Here is a 16,387-nt window from a genome sequence, read left to right as displayed (position 1 = left end):
AATAACAAAGGCACCTCCTTTAACTGTAACTGGCATGTTCATACCCTTCAGTATACCACAACTTTAAAACGACTTGACAGTAGGGTATACCTCATTCCAAAAAACGGAACCCTGTCCTGACCCATCTGCTGGAAAATGAGTGGATAAGCCAAATAGCCGCACGCGCCTTCATGTGTAAAAAGGCAACGTTCGGCTGATTATCGGGCTATATATTAGGCAGAACATAGACCTCAAAACGTCAACAGTACGGACGAGCGCTCACGCTGCCGGAATACGGCAAGCTCACGGTATCCGACCTCATGCAGAAGCGCGCGCGCCTTCTCCAAATGCTCGGACAGCTTCGCCGGATCATGGGCATCCGAGCCTACGGTCAGCGGGATGCCTAGCGCCAACGCCTCCTCCAGCATGCGGCGGCTCGGGAACATCTCTGCACAGGGCTTGGATAACCCCGATGCATTCAGTTCCATCGCCCGCCCGCTGCGGGCAACGGCCGAGAGTGTAGAGCGCTCCAGCTCACGCAGCTCCTCCGCTTCCTCCGGCTTCGGATAGTGGCCGAAACGCTTAATGACATCCAGATGGCCCATGATGTCATACAACCCGGTAGCTACCGCTTTGGAAACCGCATCGTAATAAGTCCGGTACACCTCCAGCACATTTTTGCCTTCCCAATGGTGTACCTGACGGAAATCCGTTACATCCCACTCCCCGAGAAAATGTACGGAGCCAATCACATAATCCCACGGATATGCAGTGATGATGTCTTCGATTTCCTGTTCCCAGCCCTCGACGTAGTCGCCTTCCAAGCCGACACGAATGTCAATCTGTCCCTTATAGCGTTCCTTTAATTCCAGACATTCTTCCACATATCGGGGCAGCTCTTCCATAGGCATCGCCATCTCCGGGTAATAGTCGGCCGGGTTAACATGCAATAGCGGCATGTGATCGGACAAGCCGAGCTGATCCAGCCCCAGCCGAATACCCTGCTGCACATACTCTTCCAGATTTCCTATCGCATGTCCGCAGCGGGCATGATGCGTATGATAGTCAATTTTCATGCGGCTCTCCCCTCTTTCAGCGCTACATCACCCATTTTAATCACGACGGGGACGCTCATGACGGCGGTTCAGCTCAGCCAGCACATCATCCAGCGGTAGTTTGCGCTCCTGTAACAGTACCAGCAAGTGATAAATCAGATCGCTGACCTCCAGACGAAGCTCCTCATTATCCTTATTCTTGGCGGCAATGATCGTCTCGGATGCTTCTTCGCCAACCTTTTTCAGAATCTTATCCACGCCTTTGTCAAAAAGGTAGGTCGTATAGGCCCCTTCAGGACGTGTCACTTCCCGCTCCTTAATGATTGCTTCCAGTTGGGCAAGCACCTCAAAGCGGTCTGTTGCAGCATGAGTCGTACCCGGTTGAGTCGCCACCGACACTTGGCCCCCGGCATTTTCCGAAGCAGGAGCTACAGCCGTTCCTGGCGCGGAAATATCACGGAAAAAGCAGCTCGTTGCTCCGGTATGGCAGGCAGGACCATTCGGAATGACACGGATGAGCAGAGCGTCACCGTCACAATCCAACTGGATAGAGGTGATTTTTTGCGTATTCCCCGAGGTTGCCCCCTTGTGCCACAGCTCCTGTCTGGAACGGGACCAAAACCACGTCTCTCCCGATTCCAGAGAAAGCTTCAGCGATTCTCGATTCATATAGGCCAGCGTCAATACTTGAAGCGTGGCATCATCCTGCACAATCGCTGAGACAAGTCCCGCTTCATTCCAGCGAATATTATCCAATACCTGTTCCAGAGATAGCTGCTGGTTCAATTCGTTGCTCATCGTATCTCCACTCCTCTGCGCTTCAAATCCCGTTTCAGCTCGGGAATTCCTATTTCTTTATAGTGAAAAATGGTTGCCGCTAAGCCAGCATCCGCTTTACCCGCCGTAAACACGTCATAAAAATGCTCCTGCTTCCCCGCTCCACCGGAAGCAATGACCGGAATACCCACGGTATCCGACACCGCAGAGGTCAGCGGCAGATCAAAACCATCCTTGGTTCCGTCCGCATTCATGCTGGTCAACAGAATTTCGCCTGCCCCCAGCCGTTCAGCCTCCTTGGCCCATGCCAAGGCACGGATACCGGATGGCGTACGGCCTCCGTGCGTATATACTTCCCACTCGTCCCACGCCTCATTGTACTTGGCATCAATCGCAACCACGATGCATTGTGAGCCAAAGCTGCGCGCACCCTCCGCAATCAGCTGAGGGTTACGAACGGCCGCCGTATTAATGCCGATTTTATCCGCTCCTGCACGCAGGATGCGCTTCATATCATCGACATGGGATATCCCGCCACCCACGGTGAAGGGAATGGCAATTTCCCCCGCTGTCTGACGAACCACCTCTTCCATGGTGGCGCGACCTTCAACCGAAGCAGAAATATCCAGAAATACGATTTCGTCCGCACCTTCCCGGTCATAAAGCGCCGCCAGCTCTACCGGATCGCCTGCATCGCGTAAATTCACAAAATTGACGCCCTTAACTACCCTGCCATCCTTTACGTCCAGGCAGGGAATAATACGTTTAGCCAGCATGCCTACTCCCCCTATGCCTTTGCTACAGCTTGTACGGCGACCTGTAAATCAATGCTGCCTGTATACAATGCCTTACCCACAATAGCGCCGCCTACACCTTTTTGCGCATAGGCACTTAACGTAATCAGATCGTCCATCTTGCTGACACCACCGGAAGCAATTACGGTTCGTCCACTGCTTTTCGCAAGTGCCACGATAGCCTCTACATTCGGACCCTGCATCATTCCATCGCGGGAAATGTCCGTGAAAATGAACGTTTCCGCGCCCTTGGAGGCCAGCTCAGCCGCGAGTTCATCCGCCCGCACCTCCGAGGTTTCGAGCCACCCTCGTGTCGCTACATAGCCATTTCGCGCATCCAGACCGATCGCGATCCGGTCACCATAGGTACCCAACACCGCTTCCGTAAAAGCACGGTCCTCAATCGCCGCCGTGCCCAAAATCACCCTGCTCACGCCCAGTGACAACAGCCGTTCCACATGCTCGCGCGTACGCAAGCCGCCACCTACCTGTACAGGTACCTGCACCGCAGACGCGATGCGTCCGATCAGCTCATCATTCACAGGTTGACCCGCTTTCGCACCGTCCAGATCGACAAGATGAATGTAGGAGCCGCCCAAGCGTTCCCATTCGCGGGCCACCTCTACCGGATTTTCGTTGTATATCGTCTCCTGGTTATAATCACCCTGCACCAGCCGTACACATTTGCCATCGCGAATATCAATCGCCGGATATATCGTGAACAAAGTATGACCCCCTTGTGAGCTATTCAAAAAAACCTATGTGTAATTACGCTCGTTTTTCCGCCTCCGCCAATTCCAAAAACTGACGAAGCAGCCGCATTCCCATTTCCCCACTCTTCTCTGGATGGAACTGCATACCGTATACATGGCCTCTGCCCACGATAGCTGTTACCGGCCCGCCGTAATCGGTCACCGCCAACAAATCGCTTTCTACCTCCGGCTTGGCATGATAAGAATGCACAAAATACACATGCCCTTCCTCCAAGCCTTGCACCAACGGATGTTCCGGCTGCGTCATGCGCAGACGATTCCAGCCCATATGAGGCACTTTCACACCCAGATCAGGAGCAAAGCGCACGACCTCTCCCGGCAAAATATTCAGCCCCTCATGGCTGCCATATTCCTCGCCACGAGTGAACAACAGCTGCATCCCCAGGCAAACGCCGAGCAACGGCTGTTCAGCACTCGCGACCTCCTGAATGACCCGATCCAAGCCGCTGGAACGCAAATGCTCCATAGCGTCTCCGAACGCCCCTACACCCGGCAAAATCACACCGCTGGCGGAACGAATCACTTTCGCATCTCCTGTCACTACAGCCTCATAGCCAAGACGCTCAACCGCCTTGCTCACACTATGCAGATTGCCTCTGCCGTAATCCACAATAACAATGGACATGGACTACAGCACTCCCTTCGTCGAAGGCACTCCCGTCACCCGCGGGTCAATGGATGTCGCTTCATCCAGTGCACGTCCCAGTGCCTTGAACACCGCCTCGATCATATGGTGGGTATTTTGCCCGTAGTGAACAATGACGTGCAGCGTCATACGAGCCTCCAGCGCGAATTTCCACAGAAATTCATGCACCAGCTCCGTCGAAAAGCTCCCTACCTGCTGTGACGGATACTCCGCACGATACTCAAAATGCGGTCGGTTACTAAGATCAATGACGACCTGCGCGAGCGCCTCATCCATCGGTACAAAGACGCTGGCATAGCGCTTGATTCCTTTTTTATCACCTAACGATTCCAGTAAGGTTTGCCCCAGACAGATACCAATGTCCTCCACGGTATGGTGATCGTCGATGTCAACATCCCCTCTGGCCTGTACGTTCAGGTCAAACTGTCCGTGCTTGGTGAACAAATCCAGCATATGATTCAGAAAAGGGACATCTGTCTCGATTTCGGTTTGCCCTGTGCCGTCTACCACAAAAGATAGCTGAATATCCGTTTCATTCGTCTTCCGGCTGACGCTGCCTGTACGTCCTGCACCGTTATTTTCATTCCCCATCGCCATCCACCGCCTTCTTCTCATTGTCCAATCGAACCTGTATCGCCCTTGCGTGGCCTTCCAGCCCTTCATGCCGGGCAAGCTGCATAATCGTCTCTCCATTGCGTAACAGCGCTTCCTTGCTGTAATAGATCATACTCGACTTCTTGATAAAATCATCAATATCGACCGGAGAAGAGAACCGCGCAGTTCCATTGGTCGGAATAATGTGGTTAGGCCCGGCAAAATAATCGCCTACCGGCTCCGAGCTGTACGCTCCCAGGAAAATCGCTCCCGCATTTTCAATCTGACCCACATGCTCCATCGGATTCTCTGTCATGATTTCCAAATGCTCCGGGGCAAGTTTGTTCACAATCTGGATCCCCTCATGCAAAGTGTCCACGACAATAATCGCTCCATAGGCATCAACCGATGCAGCAGCAATATCTCTGCGCGGCAGCTCTGCTAATTGGCGCTGCACCTCGGCTGAAACTTCTTCTGCCAAGCGTTGCGAGGGCGTAACCAGAATGGCCGAGGCCATTTCGTCATGTTCTGCCTGCGAGAGCAGGTCAGCCGCTACATAAGAGGCGTTCGCCGTATCGTCAGCCAGCACGACAATTTCACTTGGTCCTGCAATACTGTCGATATCCACCGCACCGTACACCTCACGCTTCGCCAGCGCTACATAAATGTTGCCGGGACCGCAAATTTTATCGACCGGTTCAATACTATCTGTCCCGTAAGCGAGAGACGCAATCGCCTGTGCTCCGCCAACCCGGTACATTTCTGTCACACCCGCCTCTGCCGCAGCTACCAGTGTATATGGATCAATTCCCGCCTTGCCGCCTGTTGCCGGGGGTGTCACCATGACAATCTCCGGTACACCAGCCACCTGAGCCGGAATCACATTCATCAGCACCGAGGACGGATAAGCTGCTTTACCGCCCGGAACATACACGCCTACCCGCTTCAACGGTCGGATAATCTGACCCAGCAAGCTGCCATCCGGTTGTAAATCCATCCACGAATTACGTTTTTGCTTCGTATGAAAAGCACGGATATTGTCCGCCGCCTCCCGAATCGCCTGCAAAAAAGAAGGCTCCACCTTGTCATATGCCGCCTTCAATTCTTCCTCCGTCACACGGAGCTGCTCCGCCGTCAGCGATACACCATCGAACGATTCCGTATACCGCAGGACAGACGCATCTCCCTCCTGCCGTACCGAACGGATAATCGCATGAACGGCTTCATTTTGCTCAGGTGTACCGTAATCTACCTCCCGCTGGAGATTGAAATCACGGGCTGATACGATCTTCATTTGTCCCTTCCCCCTTACTTGCAGCTTGCAGATTGTTCTCCTACCCATTGGCCTTTACCTTAGTCCCTGGGTGCCACCGTAGTCGGAATTACCTGATGCAGTCGGTCACACAACGCCTGAATCGGACCATTTTTCATCCGGTAGCTGACCCGATTGGCAATCAGCCGACTCGTAATATCCAAAATACTGATCTGCTCGACCAATCCGTTCTCTCTCAAGGTCTGCCCTGTTTCCACCATATCGACAATCCGGTCTGCCAATCCGATTAGCGGTGCCAGCTCGATAGAACCATTCAGCTTGATAACCTCCACCTGCTGGCCTTGCTCCCGAAAATACTGGGAAGCCACATTCGGATACTTCGTAGCCACCCGCTGACGAATACCCGGCTGCCAATCCGGCAAAGCAATGACTGACATTCGGCAACGGGCAATCCCCAGATCAAGCAGCTCATACACATCCTTGTTCTCTTCCAGCAAAACATCCTTGCCTACAATGCCGATATCCGCAGCTCCGTACTCCACATACGTGGGAACGTCGACCGGCTTCGCCATAATAAACTCCATTCCCAGTTCAGGCAGCGGAATAACCAGCCTGCGTGTATCATCTACATCTACTGGAATAGGAACCCCCGCTCGACGGAAAAGCTCAGAAGCCTGCTTATAAATCCGTCCCTTCGGCATGGCTACCTTCAGCGTCTCCGTCATGGTAATTCCCTCCCTTGTACCGGTTGTCTTTCTTCGACTGTATAGCTGTAAACCTTTGCATACAAGTCCTGTTGCTCGCGGCGGCGATCCTCAGGCCCACCAGTCAGCCCTGTCACCACAGTCCGTCCTGCTCCACGAAGCTGTGCCGCGGCGGATAACGCCTCTCTGCGTCCCTGCGCATCATAACGAATAAGCACCGGGCGCTTCGCCTCGATCTGAATACCGTCTACGCCATCGACAATCCGGTTCGTCTTCAATGCGAATCCCGTGGCAGGAACGGAACGACCAAACTGCTGTAGCAGATTGTCATAGCGCCCTCCATTACATACGGGGAATCCGATTTCTGCCGCATACCCCTCAAAAGTCATTCCTGTATAATATGAAAAGTCTCCGATCATAGTAAGGTCAATTAGTACATGCTCAGACACGCCGTAACTCTCCAGCACTTCCCATACCTCGCACAGATGCGCAATGGATTGGATCGTCTGCTGCTCGACGCTAAGACGGGTAGCCTGTTCGCAAATTTCTTTCCCACCGCGAAGCCGAAGAATAGCCTCCAGCTTATCCCGATGTTTGGTAGCCAACCCCAAGGCTTCAATTGCTGTCCGGTAGCCCACCACATCACGGTTCAATAACAGCTCCTTTAGCGCTTGCTGTTCAGCCTGACGACCCGGAATGATTTCCTCGAACAGACCGTTCAGGAATCCGACATGCCCCATGGCAATTTTAAAAGAGGAAACTCCTGCCGCCTGTAACGATGCAATCGCCAGTGCCACGACCTCCGCGTCAGCCTCGGGCGAGTCATCGCCCACCAGCTCCACACCCGTCTGGAAGAATTCCGCTTCTCTTCCCGCCTCTTCCTCAATCGCCCGAAATACATTTGCGTGATAGGAGAGCCTAAGCGGTACTTCCTCTTCCTTCAAGAGCGACGATACCACACGCGCAATCGGCGCAGTCATATCAGATCGCAGCACCAGCGTGGTTCCGCGGTTATTGAGCAGCTTGAACAACTTCCGATCCGAAGTAGAACTAGCCACACCCACCGTATCGTAGTATTCCATCGTAGGCGTCATAATCTGACGGTAGCCCCAACGCTCCATGCATTCGAGTACATTCAATTCAATCGCCCGCAGCTTCGACACCGCACGCGGAAGGTAATCCCGAACCCCTACAGGGATTTCAAATCCTTTTGGCTTGGTCATCTCTATCACCTCATGATTTCGCAATATCTTTATCATGGTAAAGTGCTAATAAACTAAAGTATATTCGATATATTATCATGTCCTGCCTGTGAACGTCAACCGAACGGGGCAGCCCATTTTTAGAGCCGTATTGCGAAACGGTCCCCCTCTATTTATTTTATCCATTGCATAATTCATGAATCCTAAAAAAAGACTGTCAGCCTTTCAGCCAACAGTCATATCAACATATTCAACCACTCACCTGTTCACCTTTCCCCGGGACGGAAACTTTGGAACTGTGCCCAGGCCGACCCAGGAATAAGGTACATAACGGAAACACAGCGTCACAATCAGCCATGAGCCAAACAGCGCTAACAGCCAACCTCCGGCAACAGAAAAGATATACTCTACCGGTGTTCCATGCAAATTCAGCTTACGATACACGCGCAAGAGCGCCGGATGGAGTAAATAAATACCGAAGGAACAGGCACCCAGCCAACTAATCCAAGTTCGCAACGCATAGTTAGCGTGACGGTATAAGAAAGCCGAGAACTGAAACAGCACCAGCGCAGATACAAGAGCATGTGCATTACGTAACAACTCATAGATCAACGAATCTGCATAGATCGCTTCCCGATACGCTACAAACCATATCTGCACATAGACTATGCCCAGCAACAGCCAAGCCGCCCACAAACCATACCAGCTGATCAACTGTCCGCGACCGATTGACGTACCTGATGACGGAAGAAGCCACTTTTTAAACCCCTCATATCCAATCGCTACCGCTGCACCCAAGGCAAAATAACTGATATACGTAATCGCAAGACTTCCTCTTTCCTCTTGCCAAACGTATTTGTTCAGCAGTACAAACCCCCATTGAATGACTAACCCTACTGTCAAAATGACTAAGGCTGCTCTCCGTGGACTCGATATCCAATGGCGTAAACGCTGCACTCCCCACAGCAACAGCGGAAAGACCAAATAAAATTGGATTATGATGATGACATAATACAAATGCGTGTACGCCTTTCCCGTTAACAGCACAAGCGGAAGATCACTGAGCGGCATCAGCCCACGTGTCACCAAGGTCAAATAGTACATAAGAGAAAACAAAACGTAGGGTAACACAATAAACATCAGTCTTTTTCGAAAAAAAACAAGCATATTCTTACCACGAAGCGGCCTATCGACATAATTGTAAAATAAAACAAACCCGCTCACAAAAATAAATACTGGCACCGCAAAGCTACTAAACACATTTAAAAATAAAAAGGGATAAAACAATAGAGAATGACGCGCATCAATCAAAGCCATTGAAGTCGCATGAATGGTAACAACGGCTGCAATTAACATTCCCCGGTAAATATCAAGCTCTGGTATACGTTCTTTTTTGGCCAAATCAACACGCTCCCATATCGCCTTGCAAATATGTCTATTATCAAGTTTTAAACATAACTAACATGCATTACCCCATTTATTATACAGAAAAACAGCGCAAGAAAGACCCCTTAATACATAAGGGGCCTTTCTTGTTGTGCTATTTACTACTCATCCACACCAGTGCGTTTTAAATCACGCAACGGATTGCCACCTACAAATGCTCCTGCAGGCACGTCTTTATGCACGACCGCTCCGGCGGCTACTATAGCTCCATCACCTATAGTAACACCGGGCAGAATGGTCGTATTGGCGCCGATTAACACATTATTCCCGATCATCACTTTACCAATACGATACTCCCGTATAAGGTATTCATGAGCCAGAATGGTCGTGTTATATCCAATCACCGAATTGTCCCCTACGGTAATATGCTCCGGGAAAAAAACATCTACCATCACCATCAGGCCGAAGGCCGCATGCTGCCCTACCTTCATCCCAAGCACTCTGCGGTAAATGACATTCTTCCAGGATAGCACGGGACAATACCGGGCGATCTGTATAAAAACAAAGTTTTTAATCCCTTTCCAGCGGCTTACCGTCCGGTAAATCTGCCACAGCGCATTGGGACCTTCCACGGGATAGCGGTTAACCTTCCTCACGATACATCGACACCTTGAAGCACCAGCTTCAGTAAATCCCGCATATCATGCAAAATGTAATCCGGTCCATAGCCCCGTAGAGTTTCCTCACCCTTGAGCGACCAGGCTACACCCGCCGATTTCACACCTGCGGCTTGAGCCGATAGAATATCAAAGGAACTGTCTCCAACCATCAACGTATGCTCCGCTTTGGCGTTCAAGCCAGCCAGCGCCTTAAGCACAGGTTCTGCGTGCGGCTTCGGGTGCTCTACGTCGTCTACAGTCACGATATAATCCATAGAGGAGGTCATATCGAACAGATCAAGCACACGAATCGTAGAAGGACGTATTTTAGTCGTCACAACCCCCAGCTTGATTCCCCGCGCACGCAACTCCTGAATAACCTCGATGACATACGGAAATGGCTTCACCATTTGATCGTGATGGAGCAAGTTATAAGCACGATAGCCTTTAACCAGCTCAGACACATCCTTTAATCCCGAGAAGGTACGGAGCTGGTCATCCAGGGTTCCGCCCATATGAGGGATAATATGCTCCCGTGTCAGCGGGTCAGCGTCCGGGTGATTCAAAATGTGCAGAAATGAGTTGATAATCAACTCATTCGTATCCATAATCGTACCGTCCAAGTCGAATAAAACCGTATTTATCATAGATGCTCCTTCTTGTCCTCGTCCATGTCTTCCTTGTGTAGCTTATCCGGCGCAGCCGTTGTCGGAGGAATCGTATCTTGACCCGGGCGGGAAGCCTGTTCCGGCGTGACGTCAGGTACCTGATCGACTCCTACCTTGCTGGAGACAATCGGATCGCTATATTTCGGAACAGATGCACCCTTACGACGACGAACCACGATGAAAATCACAGCAGCTACAACAATAAAAATAGGGAGCAGTTGCGAGATCCGTACATTACCGTAACTCGGGTCCAGATGCCCTGGTTCAAACCCCAGCCATACCATAGGAGACCACAAAGCATTCACAAAGGAAGCCAGCCAGTCTGGTCCCTGAAAAGCCAAACTGTCCGTCCGTACACGTTCGATGAAAAAACGGCCAATCGAGTACCAAATGAAGTAAAACGCAAACATTTCGCCTGCACGTACAAATTTCATACGTCGAATGACGAGCAGCAGAATCACACCTACAATACTCCAGAGGGATTCATACAGGAATGTAGGATGGTGAAACACCCCGTTAACATTCATCTGATTTACAATGAAATCCGGCAGATGCAGTTGATTCCGCAAAAACGCTTCTTCCGTCGGTCCACCATAGGCTTCCTGATTGACAAAGTTACCCCAGCGCCCAATCGCTTGACCGATCAGCAGACCCGGCGCACAAATATCGGCAATCCGCCAGAAATTATAACCCTTATAGCGGAAATAGATGACTGCGCATATAATCGCGCCGATCAATGCGCCGTATATCGCAATACCGCCATTCCAGATTTTGATAACATCCCATAGATTATCTCGATAATCTTCCCATTTGAAGGCTACATAATAAATACGCGCTCCAATAATAGCCGAGGGAACACCCAACAGCAGCATATCCATAAAAAATTCCTGCGGAATGCCAAATCTTTTACCTTCACGAATGGCGAGATATAAACCCACAAGCGCCGCCAGCCCCAAAATAAGCCCGTACCAATGGACCTTAATTGCCCCGATTGAAAAAGCAATCGGATTCAGCAGTAATGTTGCCGTTGACATATGTTTCTCTCACTCCTTGTTCTTCCTTGCAAACGACTCAACCTTAATCCATATCTTCCATATCTTCAGAAATTGTAGCAGTCAGCTTGTTCGTAAATTGCAGAGCTGCATTCACGCCCATTTGCTTCAAACGATAGTTCATTGCCGCCACCTCAATAATAACGGCCAAATTTCGGCCTGGACGAACTGGAATTGTAACGAGCGGAACATCCGTGTCAATAATACGTGTCGTTTCTTCATCCAAACCAAGACGGTCATACTGCTTATCCTGCTGCCATGCCTCCAGACGGACAACCAGCGTAATCCGCTTGTTGTTACGAACTGCACCTGCACCAAACAGCGTCATCACATTAATGATGCCCACGCCGCGAATTTCCAGCAAGTGACGAATCAGTTCAGGTGCCGTACCATGCAACTGAAAATCGGACGTTTGCCGAATTTCCACTGCATCATCTGCTACCAGACGATGACCGCGTTTAACCAGCTCCAGTGCTGTTTCACTTTTACCAATGCCGCTACTGCCCGTAATGAGCATACCTACACCGTACACATCACACAATACACCATGGATGGTGGCCGTAGGAGCCAGCTTTCTTTCAAGAAAACCCGTAATGCGACTTGATAAAATCGTCGTGGCCATATTAGTTCGCAATACAGGGACATCCCGCTCAGCGCTTGCCTCCACTAGTTCTGCGGGTACTTCCAGACCGCGTGTGATGATGATACACGGAGTCAGCTCCGTACATAGACGCTGCATCCGATCCTTTCTTTCCTCAGGAGGAAGCATACCGAGAAAAGCCAGCTCAGACCTTCCCAAAAGCTGCACCCGCTCCTGTGTGTGGTATTCAAAATACCCGGCCATCTCCAGCCCTGGACGATTCAAATCATCCACCGTGATCAGCCTGCGCAGACCTTTCTCACCGGAAATAACCTCCATTTGAAATTGCTGTACAAGCTCAGATACCTTTACCTTTTTAGCCATCGTATTCTCCCCTTCATCCTGCACGACCGGATTCTATACGTGATCTTATTTATGTAGCGTCACCCTATCAACCAACAGCCCATCGCCAGCCCATCCTGTGCCAGCTCAAGCCTCACCTTTTCAACATGATTTCGGGTTACCTGTGCTCATGCAGTTGGACTTGTCCAATGTTCGCCTTCAACAATCCATACCTGAGCCTAGACCCATACCAATGTACCCATCGTATCGGAATTTTCCAATGAATGCAATGCCGAAGCTGGAAGCTGTATGGATATACAAAAAGAGCCGCCTTCCCCCGGCCGGGAAACTGCGGCTCTCTTTCATCGGTTGATCTTATTCGCCAACCAGAATGCTCAATTCTGATTCCTTATCAAAAAAATGAACCTTGTTCATATCGACAGCCAACTTCGCTTTGACACCATCACGAGTATTGGAACGTCCGTCTACACGGGCAATAATCGTATCATTTCCCGCACCACTCAGGTACAACAGCATTTCATGACCGAGATTTTCGGTAACATCCACAGTGGACATAAAGATCGTATTCGGAGAAGCCTCCAAAAATACAGGTTCTTCATGAATATCCTCAGGACGGATACCCAGGATAACTTCTTTGCCGACATAACCCTTGGCTTTCAAAATCTGTCCCTTACCCTCAGGCACGAACAGATCCAGACCTGGTGCAGTGAAATGCATTGCGCCGTCCTTCTCAGCCAGCTTGCCTGTGATGAAGTTCATCGTAGGAGAGCCAATAAAACCAGCTACGAACAGATTTACTGGACGGTTGTACAGCTCATCCGGGGATGCGGCTTGTTGAATAATGCCATCCTTCATAACAACAATCCGGTCACCCATCGTCATGGCTTCAATCTGGTCATGTGTTACATAGATACAAGTGGTTTCAAGGCGTTTAACCAGTTTAGTGATTTCAGCACGCATTTGACCACGAAGTTTAGCATCCAAGTTGGAGAGCGGCTCATCCATCAGGAAGACTTGAGGATCGCGGACGATCGCACGGCCCAGAGCGACACGTTGGCGTTGACCACCGGACAGCGCCTTAGGTTTACGTTCCAGCAAGTGCTCGATATCGAGGATTTTGGCAGCTTCGCGTACTTTTTTGTCGATTTCTTCTTTCTTCACTTTGCGCAGTTTCAGACCGAACGCCATGTTCTGGTACACGCTCATGTGCGGATACAGGGCGTAGGATTGGAATACCATCGCGATATCGCGGTCTTTTGGAGCCACGTCATTCACAACGCGATCACCAATGTACAATTTACCATCTGAAATTTCCTCCAGACCAGCAATCATACGAAGTGTAGTAGACTTCCCACAACCGGAGGGACCAACCAATACGAGGAATTCTTTATCTCGAATGTCCAAATTGACATCAACAACCGTAGCTTTATCTGCACCCGGGTATTTTTTGAAAATATGCTCTAAGCGTACACCAGCCATAGCTTTTGCCTCCCCAAGATCAAGTTTTGAAATCGAATACATTTCTTACTTGTATCTTACCCTAGTACCCACTGCGTGGCTATTCGCAAACTGCACAAAAATGCTATTTCCTTTTTGTCACTTTGTACAATAGTAGAAAAAGCTTGACCAAAACCGCATCATTAAACGTCCGCACATCCAGTCCCGTCTCCTGTTTAATCTTGTCCAAACGATAAATTAACGTATTCCGGTGTACATAAAGGCGCTTAGCCGTCTCACTCACATTACAATCCAGTTGAAAAAAGATATCCAATGTAGCCATCGTCTCAGCGTCCTCCAATATGACAGACGACCGCATAACCTGTTCCAAAAATTGCACGCGTTGCTCCTTCGGAATACAGTTTAATAACCTCTCCAAATGCAACTCCCATGAAAAGTGGATATGCTCTGTTACATGAAAAATTTTGCCAAGATGGATCGTCTCCCATAACAAATTCAGCTCTTTGGGAAGACTTTGCAATAGTATAGACGGCTTGGATACCGCCAAATGAAATACACCCACCCACTCATTTGCGATAAGCTCGTATAAACCCAGGCTGAAAGCTGTTAGAACCTCCTCCAGCGATTCCGTAAAATCCGCATCCCTGGTTTCGACATCCTTATCCCGGTCGTCGTCTGTTCCCAACAATAGTTCCTTTTTAGCCATAATCAGCCAAGACTGTTCATCCAGTGGAGTAAGCAGCACATTCCCGCCAAAATAACTGGCTAACAATCGATGTAGCTGCGTGTAGGCAATAGCACCTCCCTGTGTCCCTTCACCAGTCAGTACAATGGGAACCATACACGCCGACAGCGAATCCCGAAGCCCCAACTCATCAGGAACCTCTTCTTCATTCTGTAGGTTGCCAGCCTGCTGTATGAGCCACTGTCCAAAACGCCTCATTTGTTCTTCCTCAGCATATACCGGATTATCGGGCCGTTGCGTCCCCGTCCCATCCTGCCAGAATTGCTCCATGTTCCAGAGTAGCGCCTCAATCAGCTTCCGTTCACGATCCGTCAAATGCTTTGCCTCTACCGCAAAGGCAGCCAATTCTCCTGCTACCGCACGGAACGGAAAATATATTTTGCTATCACGTACAAATGACTTATCCGGTACAGCTGATTCTGCTGGCTGACCTTCTGCAATCATTTCCGGACACCAAGGCAGTATAGTAAAAGGTGCTTGAATAATATTCTGAAGCTGTTGCTGTATCCATTCCGTATCCAAAGCCACGCGATCACCACTTCACTTTTTTTAGAATAAGCGAACATAATGAACCTATTATAACCTGTCGATACCTTAAAATAAAAAAGCTAGTAAGAAACATAACCTAAATCCATGCAAAAATGCATACAAAAAAAGTCATCAACTATAAGTTGATGACTTTCGATGAGCCATGAAGGACTCGAACCTTCGACACCCTGATTAAAAGTCAGGTGCTCTACCAACTGAGCTAATGGCTCATAAAACTGGTGGAGGATGATGGATTCGAACCACCGAACCCGTAAGGGAGCAGATTTACAGTCTGATGCGTTTGGCCACTTCGCTAATCCTCCATATAAAGGTGGCTCGGGACGGAATCGAACCGCCGACACGAGGATTTTCAGTCCTCTGCTCTACCGACTGAGCTACCGAGCCATATCCATTAACAAAAAAATAAAGTGCGGAGGGATACCCCTTCCCACTTTAGTACGCAAAACTATCATATTGAAAAATGGCGGAACTGACGGGATTCGAACCCGCGATCTCCTGCGTGACAGGCAGGCATGTTAGGCCTCTACACCACAGTTCCCTGAATTTTTCAAAAATGGTGCCGGCGAGAGGACTTGAACCCCCAACCTACTGATTACAAGTCAGTTGCTCTACCAGTTGAGCTACACCGGCACAATGGTGGAGGCTGAGGGGATCGAACCCCCGACCCTCTGCTTGTAAGGCAGATGCTCTCCCAGCTGAGCTAAGCCTCCTGGGTATGTATGGTAGCGGCGGAGGGGATCGAACCCCCGACCTCACGGGTATGAACCGTACGCTCTAGCCAGCTGAGCTACACCGCCATAACATAATATTTCGCCAGCTTGTCCTAAATGGCGGAGAGAGAGGGATTCGAACCCTCGCACCACTTTCGCAGTCTAACCCCTTAGCAGAGGGTCCCCTTATAGCCACTTGGGTATCTCTCCATATAAATGGACTCACTTAGCAAAAATTCCGCGCGTTATTCTATATATCACCATAGTGAATTAGAATATCAAGCGTAATTTCAAGGTGTTACACCCTGAAAACTGGATCCGAAACTCCATTGCATTTTATTCTTTAGGATAAGCCCTCGACCGATTAGTATTGGTCAGCTCCATGCATTACTGCACTTCCACCCCCAACCTATCTACCTC

The 16,387-nt window shown here is 49.9% G+C and carries 16 protein-coding genes and 8 tRNA genes; all 24 read right to left on the bottom strand.

The features are described 5' to 3' along the window. Window positions 1–230: 230 nt before the first annotated feature. Window positions 231–1,055: a histidinol-phosphatase HisJ gene (hisJ, locus tag E0698_RS20000; protein ID WP_192512691.1), complete on the bottom strand. Its 825-nt coding sequence runs from the start codon at window positions 1,053–1,055 to the stop codon at window positions 231–233. A 36-nt stretch (window positions 1,056–1,091) separates the two neighbouring features. Next, entirely contained in the window at window positions 1,092–1,832 is a 741-nt protein-coding gene (hisIE, locus tag E0698_RS19995) for a bifunctional phosphoribosyl-AMP cyclohydrolase/phosphoribosyl-ATP diphosphatase HisIE (RefSeq protein WP_149095403.1), read from the bottom strand. Beyond that, the gene (gene hisF / locus E0698_RS19990; protein ID WP_192512690.1) at window positions 1,829–2,587 is read right to left on the bottom strand and encodes an imidazole glycerol phosphate synthase subunit HisF; all 759 of its coding nucleotides are present in this window, start codon (window positions 2,585–2,587) and stop codon (window positions 1,829–1,831) included. Before hisF ends, hisIE begins: the two co-directional genes overlap by 4 nt. An 11-nt stretch (window positions 2,588–2,598) precedes the next feature. Continuing rightward, window positions 2,599–3,330: a 1-(5-phosphoribosyl)-5-[(5-phosphoribosylamino)methylideneamino]imidazole-4-carboxamide isomerase gene (gene hisA, locus E0698_RS19985; RefSeq protein WP_044645048.1), complete on the bottom strand. Its 732-nt coding sequence runs from the start codon at window positions 3,328–3,330 to the stop codon at window positions 2,599–2,601. A 43-nt stretch (window positions 3,331–3,373) separates the two neighbouring features. Beyond that, on the bottom strand, window positions 3,374–4,003 hold the full coding sequence (hisH, locus tag E0698_RS19980; RefSeq protein ID WP_192512689.1) for an imidazole glycerol phosphate synthase subunit HisH: 630 nt from the start codon (window positions 4,001–4,003) through the stop codon (window positions 3,374–3,376). Window positions 4,004–4,006: 3 nt separating this feature from the next. Continuing rightward, on the bottom strand, window positions 4,007–4,615 hold the full coding sequence (gene hisB / locus E0698_RS19975) for an imidazoleglycerol-phosphate dehydratase HisB (RefSeq protein ID WP_192512735.1): 609 nt from the start codon (window positions 4,613–4,615) through the stop codon (window positions 4,007–4,009). Next, entirely contained in the window at window positions 4,605–5,912 is a 1,308-nt protein-coding gene (gene hisD / locus E0698_RS19970; protein WP_192512688.1) for a histidinol dehydrogenase, read from the bottom strand. Before hisD ends, hisB begins: the two co-directional genes overlap by 11 nt. A gap of 59 nt (window positions 5,913–5,971) precedes the next feature. Next, window positions 5,972–6,616, bottom strand: coding sequence for an ATP phosphoribosyltransferase (hisG, locus tag E0698_RS19965; protein ID WP_025683469.1), 645 nt, complete (start codon window positions 6,614–6,616; stop codon window positions 5,972–5,974). Further along, complete coding sequence (locus E0698_RS19960; RefSeq protein ID WP_192512687.1) at window positions 6,613–7,818, bottom strand: ATP phosphoribosyltransferase regulatory subunit; 1,206 nt, start codon at window positions 7,816–7,818, stop codon at window positions 6,613–6,615. Before E0698_RS19960 ends, hisG begins: the two co-directional genes overlap by 4 nt. Window positions 7,819–8,055: 237 nt before the next feature. Further along, window positions 8,056–9,198 carry an acyltransferase gene (locus E0698_RS19955; protein ID WP_192512686.1) on the bottom strand — a complete coding sequence of 381 codons (1,143 nt, stop codon included), beginning with the start codon at window positions 9,196–9,198 and terminating at the stop codon, window positions 8,056–8,058. A gap of 146 nt (window positions 9,199–9,344) precedes the next feature. Further along, window positions 9,345–9,839: an acyltransferase gene (locus E0698_RS19950; RefSeq protein ID WP_192512685.1), complete on the bottom strand. Its 495-nt coding sequence runs from the start codon at window positions 9,837–9,839 to the stop codon at window positions 9,345–9,347. Beyond that, complete coding sequence (gene ppaX, locus E0698_RS19945) at window positions 9,836–10,489, bottom strand: pyrophosphatase PpaX (protein WP_192512684.1); 654 nt, start codon at window positions 10,487–10,489, stop codon at window positions 9,836–9,838. Before ppaX ends, E0698_RS19950 begins: the two co-directional genes overlap by 4 nt. Continuing rightward, complete coding sequence (lgt, locus tag E0698_RS19940; RefSeq protein ID WP_192512683.1) at window positions 10,486–11,544, bottom strand: prolipoprotein diacylglyceryl transferase; 1,059 nt, start codon at window positions 11,542–11,544, stop codon at window positions 10,486–10,488. The genes ppaX and lgt overlap by 4 nt, the downstream gene beginning before the upstream one ends. 43 nt (window positions 11,545–11,587) lie before the next feature. Then, window positions 11,588–12,526, bottom strand: coding sequence for an HPr(Ser) kinase/phosphatase (gene hprK, locus E0698_RS19935; RefSeq protein ID WP_134911655.1), 939 nt, complete (start codon window positions 12,524–12,526; stop codon window positions 11,588–11,590). A gap of 333 nt (window positions 12,527–12,859) precedes the next feature. Beyond that, entirely contained in the window at window positions 12,860–13,984 is a 1,125-nt protein-coding gene (locus E0698_RS19930; RefSeq protein WP_192512682.1) for an ABC transporter ATP-binding protein, read from the bottom strand. A 103-nt stretch (window positions 13,985–14,087) separates the two neighbouring features. Continuing rightward, window positions 14,088–15,236 (bottom strand): helix-turn-helix domain-containing protein, encoded by a 1,149-nt coding sequence (locus E0698_RS19925; RefSeq protein ID WP_192512681.1) that lies wholly within the window; start codon window positions 15,234–15,236, stop codon window positions 14,088–14,090. A gap of 157 nt (window positions 15,237–15,393) precedes the next feature. Further along, a tRNA-Lys gene (locus E0698_RS19920) sits at window positions 15,394–15,466 on the bottom strand. A 7-nt stretch (window positions 15,467–15,473) separates the two neighbouring features. Further along, window positions 15,474–15,559: transfer RNA gene (locus E0698_RS19915), tRNA-Tyr, on the bottom strand. A 9-nt stretch (window positions 15,560–15,568) separates the two neighbouring features. Then, window positions 15,569–15,641: transfer RNA gene (locus tag E0698_RS19910), tRNA-Phe, on the bottom strand. A gap of 77 nt (window positions 15,642–15,718) precedes the next feature. Then, window positions 15,719–15,795, bottom strand: a tRNA-Asp gene (locus E0698_RS19905). Window positions 15,796–15,811: 16 nt separating this feature from the next. Further along, a tRNA-Thr gene (locus E0698_RS19900) sits at window positions 15,812–15,887 on the bottom strand. A 4-nt stretch (window positions 15,888–15,891) separates the two neighbouring features. Beyond that, window positions 15,892–15,967: transfer RNA gene (locus E0698_RS19895), tRNA-Val, on the bottom strand. 10 nt (window positions 15,968–15,977) lie between these two features. Continuing rightward, window positions 15,978–16,054, bottom strand: a tRNA-Met gene (locus E0698_RS19890). Window positions 16,055–16,085: 31 nt separating this feature from the next. Continuing rightward, window positions 16,086–16,177, bottom strand: a tRNA-Ser gene (locus tag E0698_RS19885). Window positions 16,178–16,387 lie beyond the last annotated feature (210 nt).

Source organism: Paenibacillus sp. 23TSA30-6, assembly GCF_014858585.1.
In the GTDB taxonomy this organism is placed as follows: Bacteria; Bacillota; Bacilli; order Paenibacillales; family Paenibacillaceae; genus Paenibacillus.
This window is presented reverse-complemented; position numbering and strand designations above follow the sequence as displayed.